Raw genomic sequence first — 23,799 nt, 5'->3', positions numbered from 1 at the left:
ACGTTTGTAAAGAAGGTGAATAAATAATTACATGATCAAGGAGAAACAACTACACTGGTATGTCGCTTACACGCGAGTGAACCAGGAATTATTGATCAAGAAAAAACTGGACGAACTGGGAATAGAGAATTTCCTCCCGCTGGAAGAACAAGTGCGGGAAACCCCGTTGGGTCGCAAGATGATCCGCGTGCTTTTGATTCATGGGTTGATTTTTATCCACACGGACAAGGTGACGAGTTTCTCCCTGATCAACGAGTGTTCACTGAATATCGTTTACTTGAAAGATATAGAAGGGCATTGTTCTTTGATCGTTCCTGACAAGCAAATGGAAGATTTCATGTTCCTGCTGGATTTCTCGCCTGCCGGCATCGAGATATTGAATAAAGACCTCAAGCGAGGAGACCGGGTTCGGGTGATCAAAGGTCCGTTACAGGGACTGGAAGGCGAATTGGTGCGTTTGAGAGGGCACAAACGGGTGGTAATCCGCTTGGAAGGAGTGGCATCGATCGCCACGTCTTATATCCCGGGTTCATTCTTGGAAAAAATAGAGTAAAACAAATGGATTAATTTAAGATTTATGAATCACGATTTGCGATTGAAAAAAGTGTCAACAAGTACAATTGAAATCATAAATCTAAAATCGTAAATCAAAAAATACAAATGGAAAAAGGTTTATTTCACGATTTGTACAAGCAATTGGACAACCTTGATCTCCGGTCGTATCCCCCGGCACGATTGTCGGGCTTGTTACACGGTTACCTGACGGTGTACTCTATGGTACGGGTGTACCCGTGGCTGGAGCGTGATTTTGGAACTCCCGGTATTATTCACGAGCGAGCGAAATCGATCGTTCACTTGTATCCCGGGCAGTTGCAAAACGATGATATTTCTGTGGATACCCGGGCGGGTTATGCAGCGGACAAGATGGATGTCTACCAGGTGTACTCGGACTTGAGTTACTTGAAAAACGGTTTGGATGCGGCGTACCGGATTCTCTCGGCACGGGGGAACGGCAAGATTGCGTTGCCTTGTCGCACGCCGAATATTTGCCGTTTGTTGTGCAACTGTTATTATTTTGCCGGGGACGAGGAGTGTGGAGAACTTGCCGGGCGATTGGTGACAGAGGCGTTGGGGTATACGCGGGGTGGAAATCGTGAAATGTTGTTGTCTTGGTGGGATGCCATTTGCCTGTATGATGACGCGGTCGGGGCGATGATGTTGCCGTTGGAAGAACATACGCGTCTGGGGGAAGAGCGTGCGCGTTTGGTTATCACCGTGAGGCAAGAGGAGGAGGAGATTGTCAAACGATTCCTGCAATCGCGGGAGAATGGTTTTGATGTTACAATAAAAGTGTTTAATATACTTGCAAAGCGGGAGTTCGCCGCTTACAACGAGAGATATGCCGGGTTACGCAACCCCCGGTAACAGCGTCACCCTCGACGGTACTTCTATGCCGGATCAAGCTATTATACCGGAGGGGACGCTTCTTTTATGATATTTGCCGGAAATCAAAGAGCCGAATTTAGTTTGTGTTTATAGATGAAATATTCGATTCACGAGATTTGTAATCGTTTCTGTGAGAGGAAGAAATATGTAAATTATTGGGCAATCCTCTTGTTGGACGTGCTGTTATCTATCGGTAGCTCGTTTGTTACTCTTCTTTTTGTAGACAACTTCATTGTTGATCTTACAAGAAGTACTTATTTTATAGTGATAGCAGGAGCATTTTTCGTGAGTATGATTGTATTCCAAACGTTGGGGGTGAATAAAAATATTATTCGCCACGCAACGATAAAAAGTATTGGAAAGATGGGGATTGCCATCTTGTTAAAAGAATTCTTTTTACTGGGATTGGTTGTCTTTTCCAGTTTGCAATTATTCGAACATCATGCGTTTGCTTGTTTTTTAATTGATTTTTTGGTCACGACTGTTGTTTTGATAGGTTTTAGGGTTACTCTTGTATTAGTTTATGATCTAGCGATATCCCGGTATAGCACAAGTAAAACAAGAGTTCTAGTGTATGGAACGGAGAATAAAAGCGTGGCGTTGAAGAAAAGGATGCTTTCCAGTAAACATTATCACGTGGTGGGATTTGTGAATTCGGACAAATGTTTAAAGTCTTACGCGATATCGGAGTTACCAGTTTATTATTTCAAAGACGAGCAAAATTTTGTTCGATTCGTGAAGAAATACAATATAAATGGACTTCTATTTCCTTCTCACGAAGAGGCTCGTCGGGAAAAGGATAGGTTAGTTCGTTTTTGCCAGAATAATGGAGTAAAGAATTTTGTATCTCCGCCAATAGATGTATTGGGAGATGGCTTGAAGAAAACTGTAATCCGGGAAATACGGATAGAAGATTTATTGGGGAGAGAAGAGATTAAAATAAACACCGTGGAATTAGCGGAAAGTTTTACCGGGAAAGTAGTGTTGGTGACAGGAGCAGCGGGGAGTATCGGTAGCGAATTATGTCGCCAGTTGGCAACGCTTGGAATTAGTCGTTTGGTTTTATTTGATAACGCCGAAACCCCGATGCATGAATTACGTCTGGAGTTGGAGAGAAATTTTCCGAATTTGAAGTTTACACCTTTTATTGGGGATGTTCGTCAAAAGGAACGATTGCGGATGGCTTTCGTCATGTTTCACCCACAAGTGGTATTTCATGCGGCTGCATACAAACATGTACCGCTGATGGAAGAAAACCCTTGTGAGGCAGTTCGTGTTAATGTGGTGGGTTCAAGATTGGTTGCAGATTTTTGCGTGGAGTATGGTGTGGAGATGATGGTGATGATTTCAACAGACAAGGCGGTTAACCCGACAAACGTGATGGGAGCCTCGAAACGACTCGCTGAGATTTACGTGCAAAGTTTGGGTTTGGCTATGGAGAGGGGGAAAGTTAAAGGGAAAACGAGATTCGTGACAACTCGCTTTGGGAACGTACTGGGTAGTAACGGTAGTGTAATCCCGTATTTTCGAAAACAAATAGAACAAGGTGGCCCGGTTACAGTGACAGACCCGAGAATCACACGTTTCTTTATGACGATTCCGGAGGCATGTCGGTTAGTGATGGAGGCGGCGATGATGAGTACAGGAAACCAAATTTTCGTTTTTGACATGGGAGAACCTGTGAAAATTGTTGATTTGGCTGAAAGAATGATTCGATTAGCCGGGTATATTCCGGGGGAAGATATTAAGATCAAGTTTATCGGCTTACGTCCCGGGGAGAAGTTGTACGAGGAAGTGTTGAGTAACGAGGAAAACACGATTCCGACGGGAAATAGTAAAATACGGGTGGCTAAAGTAAGAACCTATGAGCGGGATGAGGTGTTGTGGGCTTACGATAAATTGGCAGAGTTGGCGCTGGCGGTGGAAGTAGATAAGACAGTCCGTTTGATGAAGCGGATTGTGCAAGAGTTCAAGTCGAGGAATTCGGTGTACGAAGTATTGGATAAAATTGAAATAAAGTAAGAGTTTATGATAAAAGTATTAGTTACTGGAGGTGCAGGGTTTATCGGTTCTAATCTTTGTGAAGCGTTACTCGAAAGGGGTGATGTCGTAACTTGTTTGGATAACTTTGCGACAGGACATATTGAGAACTTGTTGCCTTTGATTGAAAAATACCCGACTAGGTTCAAGTTGATTGTGGGGGATATTCGTAATATGGAAGATTGTTGTAAAGCGGTGGAAGGAATGGAATACGTACTTCACGAGGCAGCCCTCGGTTCTGTACCTCGTTCGATAAAAGATCCTGTTACGACAAACGATGTGAATATCGGAGGATTTATGAACATGTTGGTTGCTTCTCGAGATGCGGGTATTAAACGTTTTGTTTTTGCAGCTAGTTCTTCAACTTATGGAGACAGCCAAGTGCTTCCCAAAGTTGAAGAAGTTATAGGTAAACCATTATCGCCTTATGCTATTACGAAATATGTGGATGAATTGTATGCTGACGTTTTTGCTCGGACATATGATATTGAGTATATCGGATTACGATATTTCAATGTTTTTGGTCGTCGGCAAGATCCAAATGGTGCGTATGCAGCGGTAATTCCTTTGTTCGTGAAAAAATTCATAAACCATGAAGCCCCTAATATTAATGGAGATGGCGAATACAGCCGTGATTTCACGTATATCGATAATGTTATACAGATGAATTTGCTTGCCTTGTCTACAGAGAATGTGGAAGCTGTGAATCAAATTTATAATACTGCTTATGGGGAACGTACTACATTGAATCAACTAGTAAGTTATTTGCGGGAATATCTTTCTGAATTTGATGCTGAAATAGCAGGAATTGAGGTGACCCACGGGCCGAATCGAGTGGGCGATATTTCTCATTCTTTGGCTAGCGTTGAGAAAGCTAAGAAATTATTAGGTTATGATCCTAAATTTAATATGAAGGCCGGGTTGGAAGAAGCGGTGACGTGGTATTGGGAAAATTTGAAGTAGAATTTAGTTGTTATAATAAATATAGATTTTTTCATGGAAACGAAAATATGCGTGATCGGGTTGGGGTACGTGGGATTGCCTCTTGCTCGTTTATTCTCGACAAAATATGAAACGATAGGCTTTGACATGAATCGAGCTCGTGTAACGGCTCTGATGGCGGGACATGATGCAACGTTGGAAGTCTCGGATGAACTATTGCAAGAGGCTATAAAAAACGGATTTAAGTGTACGGCAGATATAGAAGAGATCAAGGAATGCAATTTTTACGTGGTAGCGGTACCAACTCCGGTAGACGAGAATAATACTCCGGATTTAACTCCTTTGTATGGAGCTAGTACAACAGTGGGAAAAGTAATCTCTAAAGGGGATATCGTTGTGTATGAATCGACCGTGTATCCAGGAGTAACGGAGGAAGAGTGTATTCCTGTGGTTGAAAAAGTTTCCGGTTTGAAGTTTAATAAAGATTTTTTTGCAGGTTATAGTCCAGAGCGAATTAATCCGGGAGATAAGTTACATACAGTGGAGAAAATTAAGAAGGTGACTTCCGGTTCCACGCTTGAAATAGGAAAGAAAGTAGATGAGATTTATGCTTCAGTTATTATTGCTGGTACGCATTTGGCTCCCTCGATGAAAGTGGCAGAGGCAGCTAAGGTGATTGAGAATTCTCAACGGGATATAAATATAGCTTTCGTGAATGAGTTATCTAAGATTTTTAATAAACTGGGAATCGATACGCAAGATGTGTTAAAGGCAGCATCTACCAAGTGGAATTTTTTACCATTCAATCCGGGGCTTGTAGGGGGGCACTGTATAGGGGTAGATCCTTATTATTTAGCGCAATGCGCTCAGCGCCATGGTTATAACCCTGAAATTATTTTAGCAGGAAGAAGGATGAATGATAGTATGGGTGAGTATGTGGCTAATGAGCTTATTAAATTGATGTTGAAGAAAGGGATTCAGGTGTTAGGTTCAGATATCTTGATCTTAGGTTTTACATTCAAGGAAAATTGTCCAGATGTACGCAATACTAAGGTTATTGATATTTATTATGCTTTGCGAGAATATAATCTTAATATCACGGTGTATGACCCTTGGGCTAGTCCAGAGATTGTTAAAAAAGAGTACGGGATAGAGGTTGTAGATAAATTACCGGAAACAAAAGCAGATGGTGCGATATTGGCTGTGGCGCATAGTAAATTTAGTGATTTGGATGTGCTTTCTTTGATGAAAGAAAGTCATGTGATTTTTGATGTTAAGGGATTTTTACCGAAAGAAATCGTGAATGGGCGATTGTAATTATATGCTCGAAATATTTCTATATAAATGAAGCAGTTAGCAGATGTCAATTTAATAAGACCGATATTGATATTTTTACTAGTATTAATGCATGCTTTTACTATCTATGGAGGAGGATGGAAACAACCTTTTGGGATTGAAGATGTGAAAGCTTATTATTGGTTGGCTAAATTTTTATCAGGTTTTAGAATGCAAGGAATAATTCTTATTGCTGGGTATGTGTTTGCATTTCAAGTTTTGGAATTGAAACGTAATTATACTGTTAAAGGAATGATTAAGAAAAAATTTAAACGATTAATTATTCCTTGTCTTTTTTTTAGCGTAATTTATTCGCTTTGTTTTACACCATTATCGGATATATTTACAATACCATCATTAATCTCAATTTTATCCGGTAAAGGTCATCTATGGTTTTTGACAATGTTGTTTTGGTCTTTTGTCTTAATGGTTATAGTTCATAATCATGTTCGAATGAATATGTGGTTAATTTTTATATTTTTAGCTTTGATTTCTTTAGTTCCAATACCTATTAAATTCGGTATAGGTAATTGTATACATTATTTTGTATATTTCTATGGGGGATATCTATTGTTTCAATATAGAAATTATGTCTTTCGTAATTTATTGAAAGTGAAATATCTGTTTGTTTCTGTTATACTATACACGATTATTCTTTTGCTTTTAACTTTGTTGAATGAATATTTGTTATCCATAAAAGATAATTTGAATTTGATATTAAAGTTGTTGGGTATTGTTGTCCTTAATTTTAATCGCTTATTAATGGCAATTACAGGAATTCTATGTGTGTATTTAATTGCAAATTATTTTATTGAAATAAAAAAGATAGTTCTTTCTAAATTTGTACTCCAAGCAAGCATCATTTGTTATGGGGTTTATGTTTTCCATCAGTTTATATTAGAATATTTTTATTATTATACTTCTTTCCCAAAATATTTGGGGACCTATTGGTTACCTGTTGGTGGGTTCATCGTTTCTATTTTGTTTTCTATTTTATTTTCTAAACTCACTTTAAAAACAAAATTTGGTAGGTTTTTGATAGGTTAAAATTGAGATATTAGGAATTTGTATTTAGTAGTATTATTGGGTAAATATGTAATATTATGACTTTATGGTTGAAAGAAGATAAATATGATGTTTCTATCAAGTTTTTAGTTTTTTTGGTGAGTCCATTTTTGGCTTTGTTTTTTGGTTTACTAAGAATTAAAACAAGATCTTCTTTTATCCTTTTTTTTCTTATATTTATAACATTGGGGTTGTCTTTCACTGTTCCAGAAAGACGAACTGATGAGTTTAATTTGGATGGAGTATCTTATAGAAATAATTTTGAAGCATATGAAAATAAGTCTGTAGATACTTATTTGTCAGATCTAGAGAAATATATTTCTTTTACAGGAGCTTCTGATTTCTATGATTCAACTATTAATTTTTTAGTGTCTAGGTGTTTGAATAACTATCATTTAATGTTTCTAGTCGTTTCTATGGTTTTTTCTTTTTTTTCTTTGGCATCATTGAAATTCTTGGTTGCAGAACGACATTTTACGAATTCATTATCTTGTTTGATCTTGCTTTATTTATTTATGACCAATCAAATATTCAACATAAATGCCTATCGTTTTTTTACGGCTGCATGGATTGCTGTTTATGCATTATTGAATATATTGTTGAAGAATAATAATAAGTATATTTTCCTGTTATTGTTAACTCCTTTTTTTCATGGTTCGTTTTTTATTCTTTATGTATTAGTATTTTTTTATTCCGTAACAGGTAAGTATTTAAAATTGTGGGGAATATTTTTTGTGATAAGTTTTTTTCTATCAAATATAGCATTGGAATTATTTAGAAATATACTTGACTATTTACCTGTTGCTCTAGCAAATAAATTTTATTACTATTTGAATGAAGATTATGTCTTGCAAGTAAATGAGGGAGGTAGTGGTTATATGTGGGTAAAACGGCTATTTGAATTAATTGCTAGAGTGAGCGTAAATAGTATCGTACTTATGTTTGTGTATAAATTTAGTGCACATATAAAAAATACGAATTGTCAAAAAGTTTATACGTTTTTATTAATTCTAATGACCTTTGTCAATTTTGCGATGATAATCCCTTCCTTGGGAAGTAGATTTATGATACTGGCTTTACCTTTTATCGCATATATATGGTTAGTTTGTTTTTATGATCGAAAATACAACAAGTATTTATATGCTCTTGGAGGGATGTTTTTGTTACATTTTGCATTACCCTTCAAAGTGTATTCTTTACCATGTATACAATATTATAGCTGGGTGTTGGAACCTTGTTTTTTTTATGCAAGCCCGTTTTATTTGTTGTATAAATATGTTGTATTGTTTTGAAGATAGTGAGAAGTTGAAGTTTGTAAATTAATGTTGTAATTATTATTGGAATGAAGAGGGTATTTTTTCGTCTATCAAAGTCGTTGTTATTCTACATAATTAGGTATTTCAATAGACGAATGATGATAAGAGATTTTAAAGAAATGCTTGCTAATAATCCGGAGCTTCATAATTCCCGAGTAGATGGAGAGGATGTTTATATGGAAAAATGGAAAAAATTAGACAAAAAAGTTTCTCCATTGAGCTATAGAATTTATTCCCCGTTTATAGGGAGAAGTGCCAATATACTTCCTCCAGATGTTTCTAGAGTATATATTGAACCCATTCTAAATCCGGGTGATACGGAAAAATTCTATAATGATAAAAATTCATTTGGTCTTATTTACGATAAAAATGATATGCCTTTAGTTTATTTCCGCTCTATGTCATATAGGTTTTTCGATGGTGATTATAATGCTGTGTTGAGGGAAGATTTTTTGAAGTGTTTTGATGGCGTGAATAAATTAGTGGTAAAGCCTGCAAAAGATTTGGGAGGGCATGGAATAGAATTTTTTGAACGTAATAGTGATAATATATTTGTGAGTTTGGATGGTAATATTTTATCATTAGAATATCTGGAACGAATATTTGAAACTGATTTTTTGATCCAAGAATGTTTCGTTCAAAGTGATGCTCTCTCTCGATTTAATCCTACATCTGTAAATACAATAAGGGTAATTACCTATCGAAATGTAGAAACGGGAGAAATTCATGTGCTTGGTGCTGTTTTAAGAATAGGCTTCAAAGGTGCTGTTGTTGACAATGCTACAGCCGGTGGTGGTTTTATAGGAATTAACGGAGATGGTAAATTGGGGCATTATGTCTTTGATAAATACGCTAGGAAGACATCATTATTTAATGGTAAAGATTTTTTGAAGGAGGAATATATTATTCCGAATTACAAGCAAGTGAAACAATTTGCAGTTAAGGTATCTAAACGAATTCCACATATGGGATTATTTGCTCATGATATCGCTTTGGATAAATTTAATACACCCAAATTGATAGAGGTAAACACTCGTTGTTTTACTGATTATTTTTTACAATTAACGCATACGCCTGTTTTTGATAAATATACAGATAGTCTTATAAAGTATTGTATAGCTCATAAAGATAAAATCGGATTGAGTATTATTGAAACATGCAAGTAAAGTGTAATGTTAGTATAAATATATTTGAGTTGTTTTGAAAGTTGGGAAAGAATTAAGGAATAGATATAGGCTGATCTCTAAAAGTAGGGATAGTAAGGTATTAATTCAAAATTTTGCTTATTTGACATTATTGCAAGTAGCGGGTTATGTTTTTCCGTTAATTACATTACCTTATTTGGCAAAAGTTGTGGGAGCGGAAGGGTTTGGTAAAATAGCTTTTGCTTCAGCTATAATTATCTGGATACAAACAATTGCAGATTGGGGCTTCAATTTTACGGCAACACGAGATGTCGCAAAAAATAGGGATAATAAAAAATTAATATCAGAAATATTCTCAAATGTGTTTTGGTCACGATGCGTGTTGATGGTATTTTCTTTTTTATTATTGTTACTATTGATATTGATTGTTCCAGAGTTTAAGAAGAATTCAGCAGTGATCATAGTAACATTTTTGATGGTTCCCGGGCATATTATGTTTCCCGATTGGTTTTTTCAAGCATTGGAAAGAATGAAGTACATAACCGTGTTGAATCTTTTGGCAAAGTTTCTATTTACTGTTGCTGTTTTCCTTTTTATAAAAGAGAAAGAAGATTACATATTACAACCTTTGTTTGTTTCTTTGGGATTTGTTGTTTCTGGTATTATTGCAATGTATTATATTTTTGGTAAGTGGCAAATTAAACTTAATAGACCTTCATTACCTGCGGTTATACATACAATAAAAGGGAGTACAAATGTGTTTATTAATAATTTAATGCCCAATTTGTATAGTACTTTTTCTACAATTTTGTTAGGTCTTTTTGCAGGTCCCGTGTCGAATGGAATTTATGATGCTGGAAAAAAATTTGTTTCAATATCATACTCGATGATTTCTGTTCTTTCAAGAACCTTTTTCCCTTACTTGGTTCGTAAAAGTGAGAAGCATGTTTTTTTTGCCAGATTGACGATTGGCATATCTTTGTTAGGTTCGATAATATTGTTCATCTTCGCACCTTTGATAATACGATTGTTTTTTACAGAGGAGTTTTCTGACTCCATAATTGTATTAAGAATAGTTGCAATGGCGTTGGTGTTTATCATGTTGAGTTCTGTCTATGGTACTAATTATTTGATTATTCATAATTACGATAAATTGTTGCGGAATATAACTGCTGTAGCTTCTTGTATCGGATTTATTTCCGCTTTCCCGTTAATTTATTTTTTCGATTATATCGGTGCCGCTTTGACTTTTTTGTTTTCAAATATGTTGGTAGGAATTTTACCGACATATTATGCTATGAAAATAAAGAAAGTAATGGGTAAATGACATTTGTTATAGTGAGAAGAAATGTTTGATAGGTCATGTAGAATACATTTTAATTCGTGTTGTAGAATAGATATGAAACAGTTTGTTAAAAATGTGATTAAAAATTATATTTACTATTCTGGAAATAGAAGTTATGATTTTTTATATAAGAAGATTATTGCATCTAATCCAGAATTAGGCAAAATAGCGGAGGGAGAGAAAGAGTGGTTGATGAAATGGAGAAGATATGATTCAAAGCTTTCCCCGTTATCATATCGTATTTTTTCTCGATATATAGGTGAAGATATGAATATATTGCCTTTGGAGTTGTGTGTAAATGTAATAGAACCGGTGTTGACTCCGAGTGGTTTCAGAGAGTTTTATAGTGATAAGAATGTTTTTGATAAATATATTCCTCGAGAGTATTTTCCTAAAGTCGTTTTACGGAATATTCGTGGCGTTTTTTACGATGAGAATTATAATTTGATTTGGAGAGAAAATGTTGATAAATATTTGTCAGATATAAAACTAGAGCAATTGGTTATAAAACCGAGTTTGATGTGTTCGGGGGTTGGGGTACAGATTTTATCTAAGGATAGCGATGGATTTAGAAATAAAGATGGTGATGTATTGTCTCTACGTTTTCTGACGGATAAATACGGGAGTGATTATTTGGTACAAGAGTGCTTTCAACAAAGTGAAGTTACGTCTTTTTTTAATACTTCTTCGGTTAATACGATTAGAATTGCAACATATAGAGATCAACAAGGAGTTAGTCATGTGTTGAATGCTATTTTGAGAATAGGAGCAAAGGGAACCAATGTGGATAATGCCCATGCAGGAGGGATGTTTTGTGGTATTTCTAAAGATGGGAAGATTGGGAGTTATGTTTGTGATTGGTTAGGTCGTAAAAAAAATATTTTTAATGAGATTGATTTTTCAAAAGGAAATTATTGGATTCCGAATTTTGATAAGGTAAGGGAATTTGCGGTTAATGTTGCTAAATATATAATACATCACGATTTGATAGCGTTTGATATCGTGTTAGATGAAAACAATATTCCAAAGTTATTGGAAATTAACGTGGGAGGTTTTAGTGGTTGGTTGTTTCAATTTACAAGTGGAACTGTGTTTGAAGAATATACGGATGAAGTGATGGAGTATTGTATGGGAAAAAGTAGAAAGTTGAAGGTTCAAATTATATACGGGTAAAGTTGAGTTTTTTGTTTTATGAAATACGATGAAAAAAAATGAAAATAGCAATTCATAATAGTCATATAAGTTATAGTGAGCAGTGGATTGCTTATTGTGAGAAACATGCAATACCCTATAAGATTGTAAATGCGTATGATAGTGATATAATTCATCAACTTGGTGATTGTACTGCTTTTATGTGGCATCACAACCATGTTGATTACAGGGATAGGATTTTTGCCAAACAGTTGTTGTATTCTTTACAAGAAAAGGGTATCAAGGTGTATCCTGATTTTAAAACGACTTGGCATTTTGATGATAAAGTCGGTCAAAAATATCTTTTGGAAGCAATAAATGCTCCTTTAGTGAAATCGTATGTTTTTTATAACAAGAAAGATGCTTTAGCGTGGATAGGTACCACGACTTTCCCAAAAGTTTTTAAATTAAGGGGAGGTTCTGGTTCGAGTAATGTCAGGTTAGCGAAAACAAGAAGAGAAGCACGTAGATTGATAAATATTGCTTTTGGTAGAGGATTTAGTTTTATTCCTATTTGTCATCTGTTTGTGGATTCTTTAAAAAAATTTATCCATGGGAAAGGGGCTTTCTTGGATATACTGAAAAGAGCGGTGAGGTTGATAATCCCTTCAAAATTTATGCGTATGGGAAATAAAGAAAAAGGATACGCTTATTTTCAAGATTTTGTGCCGGGTTTAAAAGAGGATTATCGAATTCAATTTGTTGGTAAGCGATGTTGGGCAATGATAAGAAACGTGCGGGAGGGGGATTTTAGAGCATCGGGTAGCCATGATATGACTTTTGATCATACTCGAATTCCTCGGAAAATGCTTGATATTGCTTATGCTTTAGTTGAAAAATTATCATTACAATCGTGCGCTTTTGATTTCTTGATTGAAGATCAAAAAATAAAGTTAGTAGAAATATCGTATTGTTTTGGGATAGATGTAGAACAGAGAAATGGAGAGTTTTACGTGGATGAGTTCACTCATGGCTATTGGGATGAGAATAAAGAATGGCATGAAGGGAGTTTCAATCCTTTAGGTTGGATGGTAGAACAAATGTTATAATTTTTTAAGTGATGGGTAAGCCCAAAATATTAATTGTTAGAAGAGGACATGCCGGAGGAGGGATTGAAAGAGCTTCTTCCTTGATGGCGAACTTTTTTGCATCTAAAGAACAATGCATCGTGTTGCTTTCTTTGTATGATGGTAAATACTCTTACGAGATTGATGATTGTGTTCAACATGTTGGAGTGGAATTCAAGCAATATGAAAATAGAGTATTGCGGATGTTGAATACGATTCGGATATTAAGAAAAAAAATCAAAGAGATAAAACCAGATGTTATTTTGTCTTATGGAGAGTATTTAAATTCCCCTGTGATAATTGCTTCAAGAGGGTTAAGAATTCCCGTTATTCTTTCTGACCGATTGAGTCCTGTTTTTTCTCTCGGAAGAGTATATGATTTGCTAAAGAAATACACTTATTCTTATGCGAATGGTTTTATCGCTCAAACGGATGTGGCAAGTAAAATTTTGCAAGAAAAGGTTAAGATGAGTGATGTTGTTGTTATTCCTAATCCGGTTAACACGATTGAGCGGGTGATTTGCCAAAAGAAAAATTATATTGTAACAGTAGGAAGATTATCTCCGGAGAAAGGTCAGAAATATTTATTAGAGGCATTTGCAAAACTCGAAAATCATGATTGGAAACTTTCAATTGTTGGCGGGTACAAAAGAAAAGAGCGTTATGACGAATTGGTAATTTTGGCAAAGGAATTGGGAATCAGTGATCGAGTGTTGTTCCATGGAAGACGTAGCGATTTTTCAAAAGAGTTGTCTGAAGCGCAAATATTTGTTCTCCCCTCTTTGTTGGAAGGGTATCCTAATGCATTGATTGAAGCGATGTCATTGCCTCTTCCGTGTATAAGTAGTAATTGTGTGGCTGGTCCAAGTGATATTATACAACATGGAATTAACGGTCTTTTAGTAGAGCCTAGAGATGTACAAGGGTTATACGAAGCATTGAACTTATTAATCAAGGATGCAGAATTGAGAGATAAATTAGCTGGGGAGGCATATAAAATTCGAGAAAAATTAGCTTTGGATGTTATAGGACAACGGTATTTAGATTACGTTCTTGGTTTTGTTAAATAGTTTTATATGAAGAATTTAGTAATTATCGGTGCTGGTGGGATGGGACGGACTTTCTATGATTGGGTAAGGGAAAGCGTGGGGTATGGGGAGGAGTTTGTGATAAAAGGCTTCATTGATGACAATATTCATGCGTTAGAGGGTTTTGTGGGGTATCCGCCGATGTTAAGTTCTATTGAAGAATATTGTCCGGAAGATGCTGATGTTTTTACTTGTTCTATGGGAGGATATGTTAAGAAGGTGTGTTGTGAGAGAATTTTATACAAGGGTGGGAAGTTTATTAATATTATTCATTCTACAGCTCGTGTTGGGACGAATGTGAAATTAGGTATAGGAAATGTAATTGGGGCTTACGTGGCATTGGGGGCAGATGCTAAAGTCGGGGATCATAATCTGATCCAGAGTTATAGTGTTGTCGGGCATGATGCTGTTATCGGGAATTGGAACCGAATAGATACGCATGTGACTTGCGTGGGGGGAATAAAAATTGAGAACGAAACGATGATTCATACCTCTGTGGTTATTAATCATAAGGTGGTCGTTGAAACAGGGGCAAAGGTTGGGGCGTGTAGTTTTGTGATTAAAAGAGTGAAAGCAGGAACGACCGTGATGGGAAATCCTGCTAGAAGGGTTGAAATTTAAAGTAAGTTAGTTATATAAAATATTTAGTTATGGAGATTTCTAAGTTTATCGAGTTTTTTGCAGAGTTGTTTGACGAGACGGATGTAAACGTGTTTACCAAAGAGACTGAATTTAAAAAGTTGGAGGAATGGTCTTCTTTGATGGCTCTTTCTGTTATTGCGATGGTGGATGAAGAATATGGGATAACTATTCAAGGGGAGGATATCCGAAATGCCAATACAATAGCAGATCTTTTCGATAACGTGAAAGTAAAGCAGTAATGGAGCTGTTATATAATCCGTTTTCGCTTTCCGGTAAAGTTATTTTGGTTACAGGGGCGGCGTCCGGTATCGGGAGGGCTACCGCAATAGAGTGTTCTAAAATGGGAGCTTCAGTGATTATCACGGATATCCGTGAAAACGGATTGACGGAAACCTTGCATTTATTGTGTGGAGAGAATAGAGAGCATCGAATGATCACTTGTGATTTAACGGAAGATGCTGATTTGGAGAGAATGGTGTCGCTTCTTCCCATGTTGGACGGGATGGTAAATAATGCGGGGATCACAAAACCATTGCCGGTGAAATTTATAAACCGTGGAGATATTGAAAAAATACTTTCGGTGAATGCACTTGCTCCGATATATTTAACACAAAAATTATTGAAAAAGAAGAAGTTGAAGAAAGGAGCATCTCTTGTTTTCACTGTTTCAATCGGCGGAGTTTATACAGTGGCTCCGGGTAATGCGATGTATGGTGTTTCCAAGGGTGCTTTACACGTATTCATGAAAAATGCAGCTTTAGAGTTAGCTTCTACAGGGATTCGGTGTAATAGTGTAAATCCGGGGATGGTGGATACTAATTTAGTGGCAGGTAAACAGTATTCGCAAGATGATAGGGAGCGGGATATGAAAACCTATCCGATGAAGCGATACGGGGAACCTCGAGAGGTCGCATTGGGGATTGTTTACTTGTTATCGGATGCTTCCTCGTTTGTTACCGGACACACGTTAATTATTGATGGGGGGAAAACTTTGTATTAAAGATGGAAAAATTATTACATGGCAAGGTTTGTATTGTTACGGGAGCCGCTCAAGGAATTGGGAAGGCAATCGTGGAGCGTTTTGCCGCAGATGGAGGTATTGTCTATGCTTTTGACCGGCAAACGGGAGTAATGGAGCAATGGGCGAAGGATTGTTCAGAACGTTATGATGTGAGAATAATTCCCGTTTGTTGCGATATAACAGATAGTACTGGAGTGAAAAATGTTTTAATGTCGATACACAAGCAAGAGGGAAAAATAGATGTACTAGTGAATAATGCCGGAGTTGTTTTTAATCGGAAGATTGGGATGATCATACGAGAGGAAACGGAGTTGATGTTTCGTGTGAATGTGATTGCCGTATTGGAATTAATGCAGTTGGTGGCTCGTTTTATGGCTAGAAATAAACGTGGGACGATTGTGAATATTGCGTCCGTTACAGCCGTATTGGGTTCCTCGGGACAGGTTGCCTACTCTGCCACGAAAGGGGCGATAATTTCATTGACCAAATCGGCAGCGAAAGAACTTGCTCCGCAAGGAATACGCGTGAATGCGGTGGCTCCGGGAATAGTGGAAACAGAGCGTTTTGCAGAGTTGTATAAATCTTCCGGAGATAAAATAGACGAGAGGATAAACCGGATTGCTTTGGGCAGGTTGGGGACTCCCGAAGATGTAGCTAATGCATGTTCCTTTTTAGCTTCCGAGAGAGCTTCGTATATTTCAGGACAGATATTGGGAGTTGACGGTTGTGCTTCGATTTAGAAGTTATGATACTGAATATTGATAAGCATGAAAGAGATTCTTTGGCTGTAATAGATTCAGCCGGAGACATGTTGAAATATGGTGAATTGACGGAATTTGTCAATGAGTTAAAAGAACTAGTACGAAATCGTTCTCTCGTGTTCGTTTTTGCAGGTAATGACGTGGGGGGAATAGCTTGGAGCGTTGGATTGATTGGGGCGGGGATTATTCCTTTGTTGTTAAGTCCGAAGATAGACAAGGATCTATTACAAAAATTAGAGGATATTTATCAGCCTGGGTATATATGTCTTTCAAATGGGGATTTAGGAGGGGGTGGTGTTGAACGGAAATTGAGTCGTTGGGGGTATTCTCTGTTGGAAACAGGTAAAAAGAATTACCCTCTTTATGAGCAATTATCACATCTTCTTCCCACATCAGGATCCACGGGTAGCCCGAAACTCGTGCGTCACAGTTATGAAAACGTGGAAGCCTCGGCTTTAAATATTTCGACTTTTTTTGAATTGAAGAGCGAGGATCGCCCCGTGCTTGTTTTACCCCTGTATTATACCATGGGCTTGTCGGTTGTATTCAGTCATCTATACGTGGGGGCGACGGTTCTTGCGACGGATTTGAGTATGACACAAAGAGAGTTTTGGACTTTTTTGAAAGAGCGAAAAGCGACGAGTTTCACCGGAGTGCCTTATAGTTTCGAGATTTTGCGAATGATGCGTTTTTTCAAAATGGATTTACCTGATTTGGAGTTGTTGACGCAAGGGGGAGGTAAGTTGTCGAGGGAATTGAATCTCCAATTCGTGGAATACGCACAACAAACGGGAAAACGATGGATTGCTACTTACGGGCAAACGGAAGGGACGGCTAGGATGGCTTGTTTGCCACCGGAATATGCCTTGTCAAAATGTGGGAGTATCGGGAAAGCGGTACCTAACGGGGAGTTATTTTTGATAGATTCGGAAGGACAATTAGTTAAGGAAAGTCACAGAGAAGGGGAGCTGTGCTATCGGGGGAGGAATGTAACTTTGGGGTATGCCTTGTGCAAGGAGGATTTGGCGTTGGGTGATGAACGAAAGGGATGTTTGAAGACGGGAGATTTGGCCTATCGGGATGATGATGGGTTTTATTATATCGTGGGGCGTACGGGACGATTCTTAAAACTTTATGGGATGCGGGTCGGGCTTGATGAATGTGAGCAAATCGTAAGAGCTGCATTTCCGGTTGAATGTGCATGCGTGGGAACGGATGCAAAGATGATAGTTTATATCACAAATGTGCAGTTAGCTGGGCTGGTGAAAGGGGAGTTGGTTGAAAAAACTGGTATTGTGGCATCAGCTTTTGAAGTGCGAATTATATCTGAGATACCCCGAAATAGAGTGGGGAAAGTTTTATATAGTCAATTGAATAACCAATAAGTAAAAAAATGGAGCAAAAATATAACAAGGTGTTTGTGGAAGTATTTGGCGTGACAGAAAGTGTTTTAAATGATGATTTTTCAAAAGACAATGTGAAAGAATGGGATTCGGTTCATCAGTTAAATATAGTCGCTTTATTGGAAGAATCGTTTGATGTCATGTTCGAGCCGGAAGATATCATGGGATTCACGTCTTACAAGGCGGGTAAAGAGATATTGTGCAAATACGGGGTTGAAATTTAAACACGTTAGAACTTATGGCAAGGTGGGAAATTAAAAACGTGAAGGTGGCGGGAGTGGCTGCTGCTGTTCCCCGGAACGTGGTTCACACGACGGATTTCGAGTTTTTTACCCCGGAAGATGCTGAGGTGTTTAATAATACTGTTGGTATCAAACAGAGGCATATTGCCCCCGATGATGTTTGTGCGTCTGATTTGTGTTTTGCCGCGGCGGAACAACTATTGGCAGACCTTAATTGGGAGCGGGAGAGCGTTGATGTTTTGATATTCGAATCAGTAACGGGTGATTATAAAACTCCTCCAACTTCTTGTTTGTTGCAAGAACGATTGGGATTTTCGGAGAATTGTTTTTCGATGGATATCCCGATGGGATGTTGCGGTTGCATGTATGCAATCACAACAGGTGGAAATTTGTTGTCTTCCGGTAACGTGAAGCGGGCGTTGTTACTTGTCGGGGATACGGCTTTGCGGATGGGTTCCATGAAGGATAAGAGTAGAGTTCCGTTATTCGGGGATTGTGGAACGGCGATGGCTTTGGAATATGATCCGACAGCGAATGATATCGTGGTCGACTTTCACACGTACGGGAAAGGGTACGAGGCGTTGATGACTCCACACGGGGGATTTCGTCACCCGGTCACGAAAGAGTCTTTCGAGTACAAGGATTTCGGGAACGGGATTGTTCGTGCTCCTATGCACACGTTGATAAACGGTATGAACGTGTTCTCGTTTGCAATTTCCAAACCTCCCAAGTCGATAGAGGCTTTTATGGCGGATTACAAGATAAACAGGGATAATGATGTGGATTATTTTTTGATTCATCAGGCGAACAAGATGATCGTAGACAGAATCGTGAAGAAATTGAAATTGCCCTTGGAAAAAGTACCATATAATTTGGAAGAATTTGGAAACTTGGGTGGAGCTTCTATTCCTTCTTTGATGGTAACACGTTTGCGGGAGCAATTGATGACTGCAGAGAGGAGTTTGTTGATGTCATCTTTTGGATTAGGGTTGACTTGGGGAACGATGTGGATGAAAACACAACCGATGGTTGTTTCGGATTTGATAAAAGTAAAATAATATGGCTAAGTTATCTTTTAGACAAAAAATTAGTCGAGTGATAAATCATTCATATGGAGTGTATTTGCGGAAAATAAGAGGTGTTGATATTGGAAAAAATTGTCAAATATCTTGGAGAGCTCTTATTGATCGCGCACATCCTAAGGGTGTACACATTGGTGACGGAACTCGAGTAGCTTTGGGAGTGATGATTATAGCTCATGATTATTCTAGAGGAAAGGAAAAAATGTGGTGTGATACGTATATTGGTAAACATTGCGTAATAGGGGGAAGGGCAATAATTCTTCCTGGAGTTTCTCTTGGAGATCATGTGTTTGTGGGGGCAGGAAGTGTTGTTACTAAAAGTTTTCCTAGTCATTGTTTGATAGCGGGGAATCCGGCTAGAGTAGTTCGTACGGGTATAGAAATAAGTGATAAAACTCAAATTATTAATAAGGGTAAATTAGTAAAGTAAAACATGATTGTGAAATTATGTTAACATAAAATAATTGAAGTATCAATGGAAATAAGAGATTACCAAACTGGGGATGAAAAGGCTATATTGCATTTGTTTGAATTGACTTTCGGGAAACCAATGCGGGAACAATATTGGCGGTGGCGCTTCGAACGGAATCCGGTGGGGAAGTACTATATAAAATTAATGTGGGAAAAAGAGTTGTTGATTGGACATTATGCCGTGAGTCCTTTTCAATTTGTGGTAGATAATGAGATAACGCAAGCATCTCTTTCTATGACAACAATGACTCATCCTGACTACAGCGGGAAAGGGATATTCAAGACTTTGGCGGAAGAGTTGTACTCGTTTATCGCCCAAAAATACGATACGAAATGCGTTATGGGATTTCCCAATAAGAATTCTCACTATGGTTTTATCAAGAATTTGAGTTGGAGAGATTTGGCCGTTATTCATCATTTGGTGTTGGAGACATCTAGTATAAAACCTTGCTTATCACCCATGATAACGAGGATGGAAACTTTTGATCAATCTCATTCGGATTTATTAAAACAAATAACTTCTGCTTTCCGTGTTTCCTTGAATCAATCAGTGGATTATTTGAATTGGAGGTATAAAGAAAACCCTTTTAATAAATATTATATTTTTGAACATCGAGATTCTGTCTTGTCAGGTTTTTTAGTCGTTAAATTGTACCCGATGGCGGATGGCTCATATGGGGCGTTTATTGTTGAAAATGGAATCGCTATGGAGAACATCTCTTTGCTACCCGAGTTTCTTTCACACATTATTGCTTCTTTTGATTTAAAAATATCAAGTGTACACACGTGGCTTTCTCTTTTTGATCGGCGACATATTTATTACGAGAAAAATGGTTTTGTATTGGGTGGTAAACAAACCTTCTTAGGAGTGAGAGTGTTTGATGAGTCTTTAAGTGACGTGTTGACTGAATTTAAAAATTGGTATTATTCTTACGGGGATTCAGATATATATTAAGTATGAAAAAAGTGTTAGTAGTAGCTCCGCATCCGGATGATGAAGTCTTGGGCTGTGGTGGAGTAATGAAAAAGATGGTAAATAATGGGAGCGAAACATATGTTTTGATTGTGACTAACGCTCACGTGGGAGATCCGGAAAGATATCTTCTGGAAGGGATACAAAACGTGAGGAATGAAGCATTAGCAGCACATCGAGCCTTGGGTGTGGAAGATACTTTTTTTATGGATTTTCCTGCGCCAAGGTTAGATACGTTTCCTTCTTACAAAATAGCGACTGCATTGTCAGAACTTATTCAGAAGTATCAATTTGATACTGTTTTTGTTCCACATCGTGGTGATATACATAAAGATCATAAGGCGGTTTTTGATGCGACACTTGTTGCTTGTCGTCCCGTGAATAACTGTTCTGTGAAAAGAGTTTACGCTTATGAAACTTTGTCGGAAACCGAGTGGGGAGTTCCGTATCAATCAGAGGCATTTATACCTAATGTATTTGTGGAGTTGACAGAGGAAGAGTTCAATGCAAAATGTGTTGCGATGAGGTTTTTCAAATCCCAAATACGAGAATTTCCGTCCTCTCGTTCAATTGAGGCGATGGAAGCGTTGGCAAAATATAGAGGTGCAACGGTTTCTTATCCTAGAGTTGAAGCATTCATGTTAATACGTGATATAAGATGAGTGTGTACGTGTCTTTTGTTAAAAGGGTGATGGATTTCGTGATAGCCTTGATAGCCTTATGTGTTTTAATCCCATTTTTATGTATTATCGCTATTTTATTACTACTAGCACACAAGAATTTGAATGGGATATTTTTTGTGCAGACACGTTCGGGATATAGGGGGAAGTTGTTTAAGATTTTGAAATTCAAAACAATGAGTGATAGAACGGATGAAAGCGGAGTATTACTTCCTGATGCAGATAGGTTAACACCCGTGGGACGGATTGTGAGAGAATTATCAATAGATGAGTTACCCCAGTTGGTAAATGTGTTGAAAGGAGATATGGCGTTAATAGGTCCCCGTCCTCTTCCGGCTAAATATTTGGCATTTTATACATCGGAACAAGCAAGACGACACGAAGTGAGACCTGGAATTGTTGGTTGGGCTGGTGTCAACGGGAGAAATAATAACACGTGGTTGAAAAAATTTGAGATGGATGTGTGGTACGTGGATCACGTGTCATTCATGCTTGATTTAAAAATATTTTTTCTTGCAATTAAAACAATAATTTGTCGTGATGGAGTTTCGAAGGAGGGAGAAGCTACAACAGTTCCTTTTGACGGGACGAATTGAGAGGTCGAGAGTAAAAGAATGAAAGTGTTCGTTATTAGAAGGATATTTGTCAAATATGAATATTGTTCGGATTGTTAATTCTATTTTTAGTTCTAACGCGTACGTGTTGCAAGAGAAAGGGATGGCTTGGTGTTGGTTGGTAGACATAGGGGACGTGGAACCCATGTTGGAGGTTATTTCTGCGGGGATGGCGGTTCGAGGAATATTTCTCACGCATACGCATTATGATCACTTGTACGGGATTAATCGGCTCGTGGGACTTTACCCGGAATGTGTAGTTTACACGTCAGAGGCGGGGAAAGAGGGTTTATACTCGGACAAGTTGAACTTCTCGAGGTATCATGATGCCCCCGTCGTGTTCACGGGTGACAATGTTCAAATTTTACATGATCGAGATGAAATTGAGTTGTTTCCCGGGGAATTTTTGACAGTGCTGGAGACGCCCGGGCATGACAAGAGTTGCTTGACTTATTACACGAGGGGAGAGATATTCACGGGCGATTCTTTTATACCGGAAGTGAAGGTAATAACTACTTTCCCACGTAGCAACAAACAAGATGCAGCCCGATCCGTGGAGGCGATTTTGAAAGTCGCGGAGGGGCGGGATTTATATCCCGGTCATGGAGAGGTCTTGTTGGGGAATTGAATATTTCGTAGTATAATCATAAGTTTTATTTATCAATAGGGCACTCGCGGGAGTGAAGACGTGGTTGTTATGTCTTGACCGGAAGGGTGTGTTCAAGAGATTTTTGCATGAAAAGGGAACGAATTTATCTTTGTTTGGCGCACATGAGCGGCAAGGAACAGGATTTTATTAAAGAAGCGTTTGACACGAATTGGGTAGTGCCCTTGGGACCAAACGTGAACGCTTTTGAAAAATCACTGCGGGATTTTTTGATTGGAAGTGGAGAACAAGCAATTGAAAATGGAAAGTTGAGAGTTGAAAATGAAGGGAAGCAGGTGGTGGCATTGAGTGCGGGGACGGCGGCCTTGCACTTGGGGTTGATATTGTTGGGGGTACAGGCGGGTGACGAGGTGATATGCCAGAGTTTCACTTTTTGCGCTTCTGCCAACCCGGTGACATATCAAGGGGCGACGGCTGTTTTCGTAGACTCGGAGGAAGAGACGTGGAACATGAGTCCCGTGTTGTTGGAGAGAGCTATACAAGACCGGATCGCTAAAACGGGACGGAAGCCGAAAGCAATTATTCCGGTGCACCTGTACGGGATGCCGGCGAAGATGGACGAGATTTGTGCGGTGGCCGGGAAATATGACATTCCGGTACTGGAAGATGCTGCCGAGGCATTGGGTTCGGAATATAAGGGACAAAAGTGCGGGACTTTCGGGTTGTACGGGGCGTTGAGTTTTAACGGGAACAAGATGATAACAACCTCGGGAGGAGGAGCATTGGTTTGTCCGGACGAGGAGTCAAAGAAGAAGGTGATGTTCTACGCCACGCAGGCACGGGAACCGTATCCTTATTACCAGCACGAGAAGATCGGTTACAATTACCGGATGAGTAATATCTGTGCCGGGATCGGTTTGGGACAGATGACAGTATTGGACGAGCATGTGGCTCATCACCGCCACGTGCATGAATTATACGAGCGGGCATTCGCCGATGTGGATGGAATAGAGTTGATGTCGAATCCCGATAACCGGTTTAATGCGAATTACTGGTTGTGTACGATTTTGATCGACAAAGCGGTGACAGGGGTAGATCACGAGGAGGTGCGTGTGGCTTTGGATGCTAAAGGAATTGAAACCCGACCGTTGTGGAAGCCTATGCACCTGCAGCCGGTTTTCGCGGGGAATCCTTGTTACGTGGATGGTACTTCGGAAAAGTTATTCGAGAGGGGTTTGTGTATCCCTGCCGGTCCTCGCGTGACGGATGAGGATGTGGCGTATATCACGAGAGAGATAAAAAATTGTATCAAGAAATAATCTA

At 38.4% G+C, this 23,799-nt stretch carries 25 protein-coding genes; all 25 read left to right on the top strand.

What is annotated here, in order from left to right; translation table 11 throughout:
• Window positions 1-31 precede the first annotated feature (31 nt).
• The 25 genes from L0M98_RS21055 (at window position 32) to L0M98_RS20935 (ending at window position 23,795) form a co-directional block, all read left to right on the top strand.
• Window positions 32-553, top strand: coding sequence for a UpxY family transcription antiterminator (locus L0M98_RS21055; protein ID WP_099290779.1), 522 nt, complete (start codon window positions 32-34; stop codon window positions 551-553).
• A 107-nt stretch (window positions 554-660) separates the two neighbouring features.
• Window positions 661-1,425, top strand: coding sequence for a hypothetical protein (locus tag L0M98_RS21050; RefSeq protein WP_099290778.1), 765 nt, complete (start codon window positions 661-663; stop codon window positions 1,423-1,425).
• A gap of 114 nt (window positions 1,426-1,539) precedes the next feature.
• On the top strand, window positions 1,540-3,468 hold the full coding sequence (locus L0M98_RS21045) for a polysaccharide biosynthesis protein (protein WP_227217706.1): 1,929 nt from the start codon (window positions 1,540-1,542) through the stop codon (window positions 3,466-3,468).
• A 6-nt stretch (window positions 3,469-3,474) separates the two neighbouring features.
• On the top strand, window positions 3,475-4,449 hold the full coding sequence (locus tag L0M98_RS21040) for an SDR family oxidoreductase (protein ID WP_227217705.1): 975 nt from the start codon (window positions 3,475-3,477) through the stop codon (window positions 4,447-4,449).
• 33 nt (window positions 4,450-4,482) lie between these two features.
• Window positions 4,483-5,745 carry a nucleotide sugar dehydrogenase gene (locus tag L0M98_RS21035; RefSeq protein WP_227217704.1) on the top strand — a complete coding sequence of 421 codons (1,263 nt, stop codon included), beginning with the start codon at window positions 4,483-4,485 and terminating at the stop codon, window positions 5,743-5,745.
• Between the two features lie 27 nt (window positions 5,746-5,772).
• Complete coding sequence (locus L0M98_RS21030; RefSeq protein ID WP_227217703.1) at window positions 5,773-6,810, top strand: acyltransferase family protein; 1,038 nt, start codon at window positions 5,773-5,775, stop codon at window positions 6,808-6,810.
• Window positions 6,811-6,866: 56 nt separating this feature from the next.
• Entirely contained in the window at window positions 6,867-8,120 is a 1,254-nt protein-coding gene (locus L0M98_RS21025; protein ID WP_227217702.1) for an EpsG family protein, read from the top strand.
• A 119-nt stretch (window positions 8,121-8,239) separates the two neighbouring features.
• Window positions 8,240-9,310, top strand: a complete 1,071-nt coding sequence (locus tag L0M98_RS21020) for a sugar-transfer associated ATP-grasp domain-containing protein (protein ID WP_227217701.1) — start codon at window positions 8,240-8,242, stop codon at window positions 9,308-9,310.
• Between the two features lie 34 nt (window positions 9,311-9,344).
• Window positions 9,345-10,616 (top strand): flippase, encoded by a 1,272-nt coding sequence (locus L0M98_RS21015; RefSeq protein WP_227217700.1) that lies wholly within the window; start codon window positions 9,345-9,347, stop codon window positions 10,614-10,616.
• A gap of 72 nt (window positions 10,617-10,688) precedes the next feature.
• Window positions 10,689-11,807, top strand: a complete 1,119-nt coding sequence (locus L0M98_RS21010) for a sugar-transfer associated ATP-grasp domain-containing protein (protein WP_227217699.1) — start codon at window positions 10,689-10,691, stop codon at window positions 11,805-11,807.
• Between the two features lie 38 nt (window positions 11,808-11,845).
• Window positions 11,846-12,874, top strand: a complete 1,029-nt coding sequence (locus L0M98_RS21005; protein ID WP_227217698.1) for an ATP-grasp domain-containing protein — start codon at window positions 11,846-11,848, stop codon at window positions 12,872-12,874.
• A gap of 11 nt (window positions 12,875-12,885) precedes the next feature.
• Window positions 12,886-13,962, top strand: a complete 1,077-nt coding sequence (locus L0M98_RS21000) for a glycosyltransferase (protein WP_227217697.1) — start codon at window positions 12,886-12,888, stop codon at window positions 13,960-13,962.
• Between the two features lie 6 nt (window positions 13,963-13,968).
• Window positions 13,969-14,601, top strand: coding sequence for an acetyltransferase (locus L0M98_RS20995; protein ID WP_227217696.1), 633 nt, complete (start codon window positions 13,969-13,971; stop codon window positions 14,599-14,601).
• A gap of 29 nt (window positions 14,602-14,630) precedes the next feature.
• Complete coding sequence (locus L0M98_RS20990) at window positions 14,631-14,861, top strand: acyl carrier protein (protein ID WP_227217695.1); 231 nt, start codon at window positions 14,631-14,633, stop codon at window positions 14,859-14,861.
• The gene (locus L0M98_RS20985; protein WP_227217694.1) at window positions 14,861-15,622 is read left to right on the top strand and encodes an SDR family NAD(P)-dependent oxidoreductase; all 762 of its coding nucleotides are present in this window, start codon (window positions 14,861-14,863) and stop codon (window positions 15,620-15,622) included. The genes L0M98_RS20990 and L0M98_RS20985 overlap by 1 nt, the downstream gene beginning before the upstream one ends.
• Window positions 15,623-15,624: 2 nt before the next feature.
• On the top strand, window positions 15,625-16,383 hold the full coding sequence (locus L0M98_RS20980; RefSeq protein ID WP_227217693.1) for an SDR family NAD(P)-dependent oxidoreductase: 759 nt from the start codon (window positions 15,625-15,627) through the stop codon (window positions 16,381-16,383).
• A 5-nt stretch (window positions 16,384-16,388) separates the two neighbouring features.
• Window positions 16,389-17,789 carry an AMP-binding protein gene (locus L0M98_RS20975; protein ID WP_227217692.1) on the top strand — a complete coding sequence of 467 codons (1,401 nt, stop codon included), beginning with the start codon at window positions 16,389-16,391 and terminating at the stop codon, window positions 17,787-17,789.
• Between the two features lie 8 nt (window positions 17,790-17,797).
• Window positions 17,798-18,031 (top strand): acyl carrier protein, encoded by a 234-nt coding sequence (locus tag L0M98_RS20970; protein WP_227217691.1) that lies wholly within the window; start codon window positions 17,798-17,800, stop codon window positions 18,029-18,031.
• Between the two features lie 14 nt (window positions 18,032-18,045).
• On the top strand, window positions 18,046-19,107 hold the full coding sequence (locus L0M98_RS20965; RefSeq protein WP_227217690.1) for a ketoacyl-ACP synthase III: 1,062 nt from the start codon (window positions 18,046-18,048) through the stop codon (window positions 19,105-19,107).
• Window position 19,108: 1 nt separating this feature from the next.
• Window positions 19,109-19,561 (top strand): acyltransferase, encoded by a 453-nt coding sequence (locus L0M98_RS20960; RefSeq protein ID WP_099290759.1) that lies wholly within the window; start codon window positions 19,109-19,111, stop codon window positions 19,559-19,561.
• A gap of 45 nt (window positions 19,562-19,606) precedes the next feature.
• Entirely contained in the window at window positions 19,607-20,557 is a 951-nt protein-coding gene (locus L0M98_RS20955; protein WP_099290758.1) for a GNAT family N-acetyltransferase, read from the top strand.
• 2 nt (window positions 20,558-20,559) lie between these two features.
• Window positions 20,560-21,237: a PIG-L deacetylase family protein gene (locus L0M98_RS20950; protein WP_227217689.1), complete on the top strand. Its 678-nt coding sequence runs from the start codon at window positions 20,560-20,562 to the stop codon at window positions 21,235-21,237.
• Between the two features lie 2 nt (window positions 21,238-21,239).
• Complete coding sequence (locus tag L0M98_RS20945; protein ID WP_227217713.1) at window positions 21,240-21,851, top strand: sugar transferase; 612 nt, start codon at window positions 21,240-21,242, stop codon at window positions 21,849-21,851.
• A 55-nt stretch (window positions 21,852-21,906) separates the two neighbouring features.
• Complete coding sequence (locus L0M98_RS20940) at window positions 21,907-22,497, top strand: MBL fold metallo-hydrolase (RefSeq protein WP_227217688.1); 591 nt, start codon at window positions 21,907-21,909, stop codon at window positions 22,495-22,497.
• Between the two features lie 107 nt (window positions 22,498-22,604).
• Complete coding sequence (locus L0M98_RS20935; protein WP_099290750.1) at window positions 22,605-23,795, top strand: DegT/DnrJ/EryC1/StrS family aminotransferase; 1,191 nt, start codon at window positions 22,605-22,607, stop codon at window positions 23,793-23,795.
• The last annotated feature ends 4 nt before the right edge of the window (window positions 23,796-23,799 follow it).

Origin of the sequence: Butyricimonas sp. DFI.6.44 (assembly GCF_022132345.1) — a bacterium.
Lineage (GTDB): Bacteria > Bacteroidota > Bacteroidia > Bacteroidales > Marinifilaceae > Butyricimonas > Butyricimonas muris.
This window is presented reverse-complemented; position numbering and strand designations above follow the sequence as displayed.

Bases quoted from the DNA above. Each gene is read 5' to 3' on its own strand.
- L0M98_RS21055 (WP_099290779.1), top strand. From the start codon at position 32: ATGATCAAGGAGAAACAACTACACTGGTATGTCGCTTACACGCGAGTG.
- L0M98_RS21050 (WP_099290778.1), top strand. From the start codon at position 661: ATGGAAAAAGGTTTATTTCACGATTTGTACAAGCAATTGGACAACCTT.
- L0M98_RS21045 (WP_227217706.1), top strand. From the start codon at position 1,540: ATGAAATATTCGATTCACGAGATTTGTAATCGTTTCTGTGAGAGGAAG.
- L0M98_RS21040 (WP_227217705.1), top strand. From the start codon at position 3,475: ATGATAAAAGTATTAGTTACTGGAGGTGCAGGGTTTATCGGTTCTAAT.
- L0M98_RS21035 (WP_227217704.1), top strand. From the start codon at position 4,483: ATGGAAACGAAAATATGCGTGATCGGGTTGGGGTACGTGGGATTGCCT.
- L0M98_RS21030 (WP_227217703.1), top strand. From the start codon at position 5,773: ATGAAGCAGTTAGCAGATGTCAATTTAATAAGACCGATATTGATATTT.
- L0M98_RS21025 (WP_227217702.1), top strand. From the start codon at position 6,867: ATGACTTTATGGTTGAAAGAAGATAAATATGATGTTTCTATCAAGTTT.
- L0M98_RS21020 (WP_227217701.1), top strand. From the start codon at position 8,240: ATGATGATAAGAGATTTTAAAGAAATGCTTGCTAATAATCCGGAGCTT.
- L0M98_RS21010 (WP_227217699.1), top strand. From the start codon at position 10,689: ATGAAACAGTTTGTTAAAAATGTGATTAAAAATTATATTTACTATTCT.
- L0M98_RS21005 (WP_227217698.1), top strand. From the start codon at position 11,846: ATGAAAATAGCAATTCATAATAGTCATATAAGTTATAGTGAGCAGTGG.
- L0M98_RS21000 (WP_227217697.1), top strand. From the start codon at position 12,886: ATGGGTAAGCCCAAAATATTAATTGTTAGAAGAGGACATGCCGGAGGA.
- L0M98_RS20995 (WP_227217696.1), top strand. From the start codon at position 13,969: ATGAAGAATTTAGTAATTATCGGTGCTGGTGGGATGGGACGGACTTTC.
- L0M98_RS20990 (WP_227217695.1), top strand. From the start codon at position 14,631: ATGGAGATTTCTAAGTTTATCGAGTTTTTTGCAGAGTTGTTTGACGAG.
- L0M98_RS20985 (WP_227217694.1), top strand. From the start codon at position 14,861: ATGGAGCTGTTATATAATCCGTTTTCGCTTTCCGGTAAAGTTATTTTG.
- L0M98_RS20980 (WP_227217693.1), top strand. From the start codon at position 15,625: ATGGAAAAATTATTACATGGCAAGGTTTGTATTGTTACGGGAGCCGCT.
- L0M98_RS20975 (WP_227217692.1), top strand. From the start codon at position 16,389: ATGATACTGAATATTGATAAGCATGAAAGAGATTCTTTGGCTGTAATA.
- L0M98_RS20970 (WP_227217691.1), top strand. From the start codon at position 17,798: ATGGAGCAAAAATATAACAAGGTGTTTGTGGAAGTATTTGGCGTGACA.
- L0M98_RS20965 (WP_227217690.1), top strand. From the start codon at position 18,046: ATGGCAAGGTGGGAAATTAAAAACGTGAAGGTGGCGGGAGTGGCTGCT.
- L0M98_RS20960 (WP_099290759.1), top strand. From the start codon at position 19,109: ATGGCTAAGTTATCTTTTAGACAAAAAATTAGTCGAGTGATAAATCAT.
- L0M98_RS20955 (WP_099290758.1), top strand. From the start codon at position 19,607: ATGGAAATAAGAGATTACCAAACTGGGGATGAAAAGGCTATATTGCAT.
- L0M98_RS20950 (WP_227217689.1), top strand. From the start codon at position 20,560: ATGAAAAAAGTGTTAGTAGTAGCTCCGCATCCGGATGATGAAGTCTTG.
- L0M98_RS20940 (WP_227217688.1), top strand. From the start codon at position 21,907: ATGAATATTGTTCGGATTGTTAATTCTATTTTTAGTTCTAACGCGTAC.
- L0M98_RS20935 (WP_099290750.1), top strand. From the start codon at position 22,605: ATGAAAAGGGAACGAATTTATCTTTGTTTGGCGCACATGAGCGGCAAG.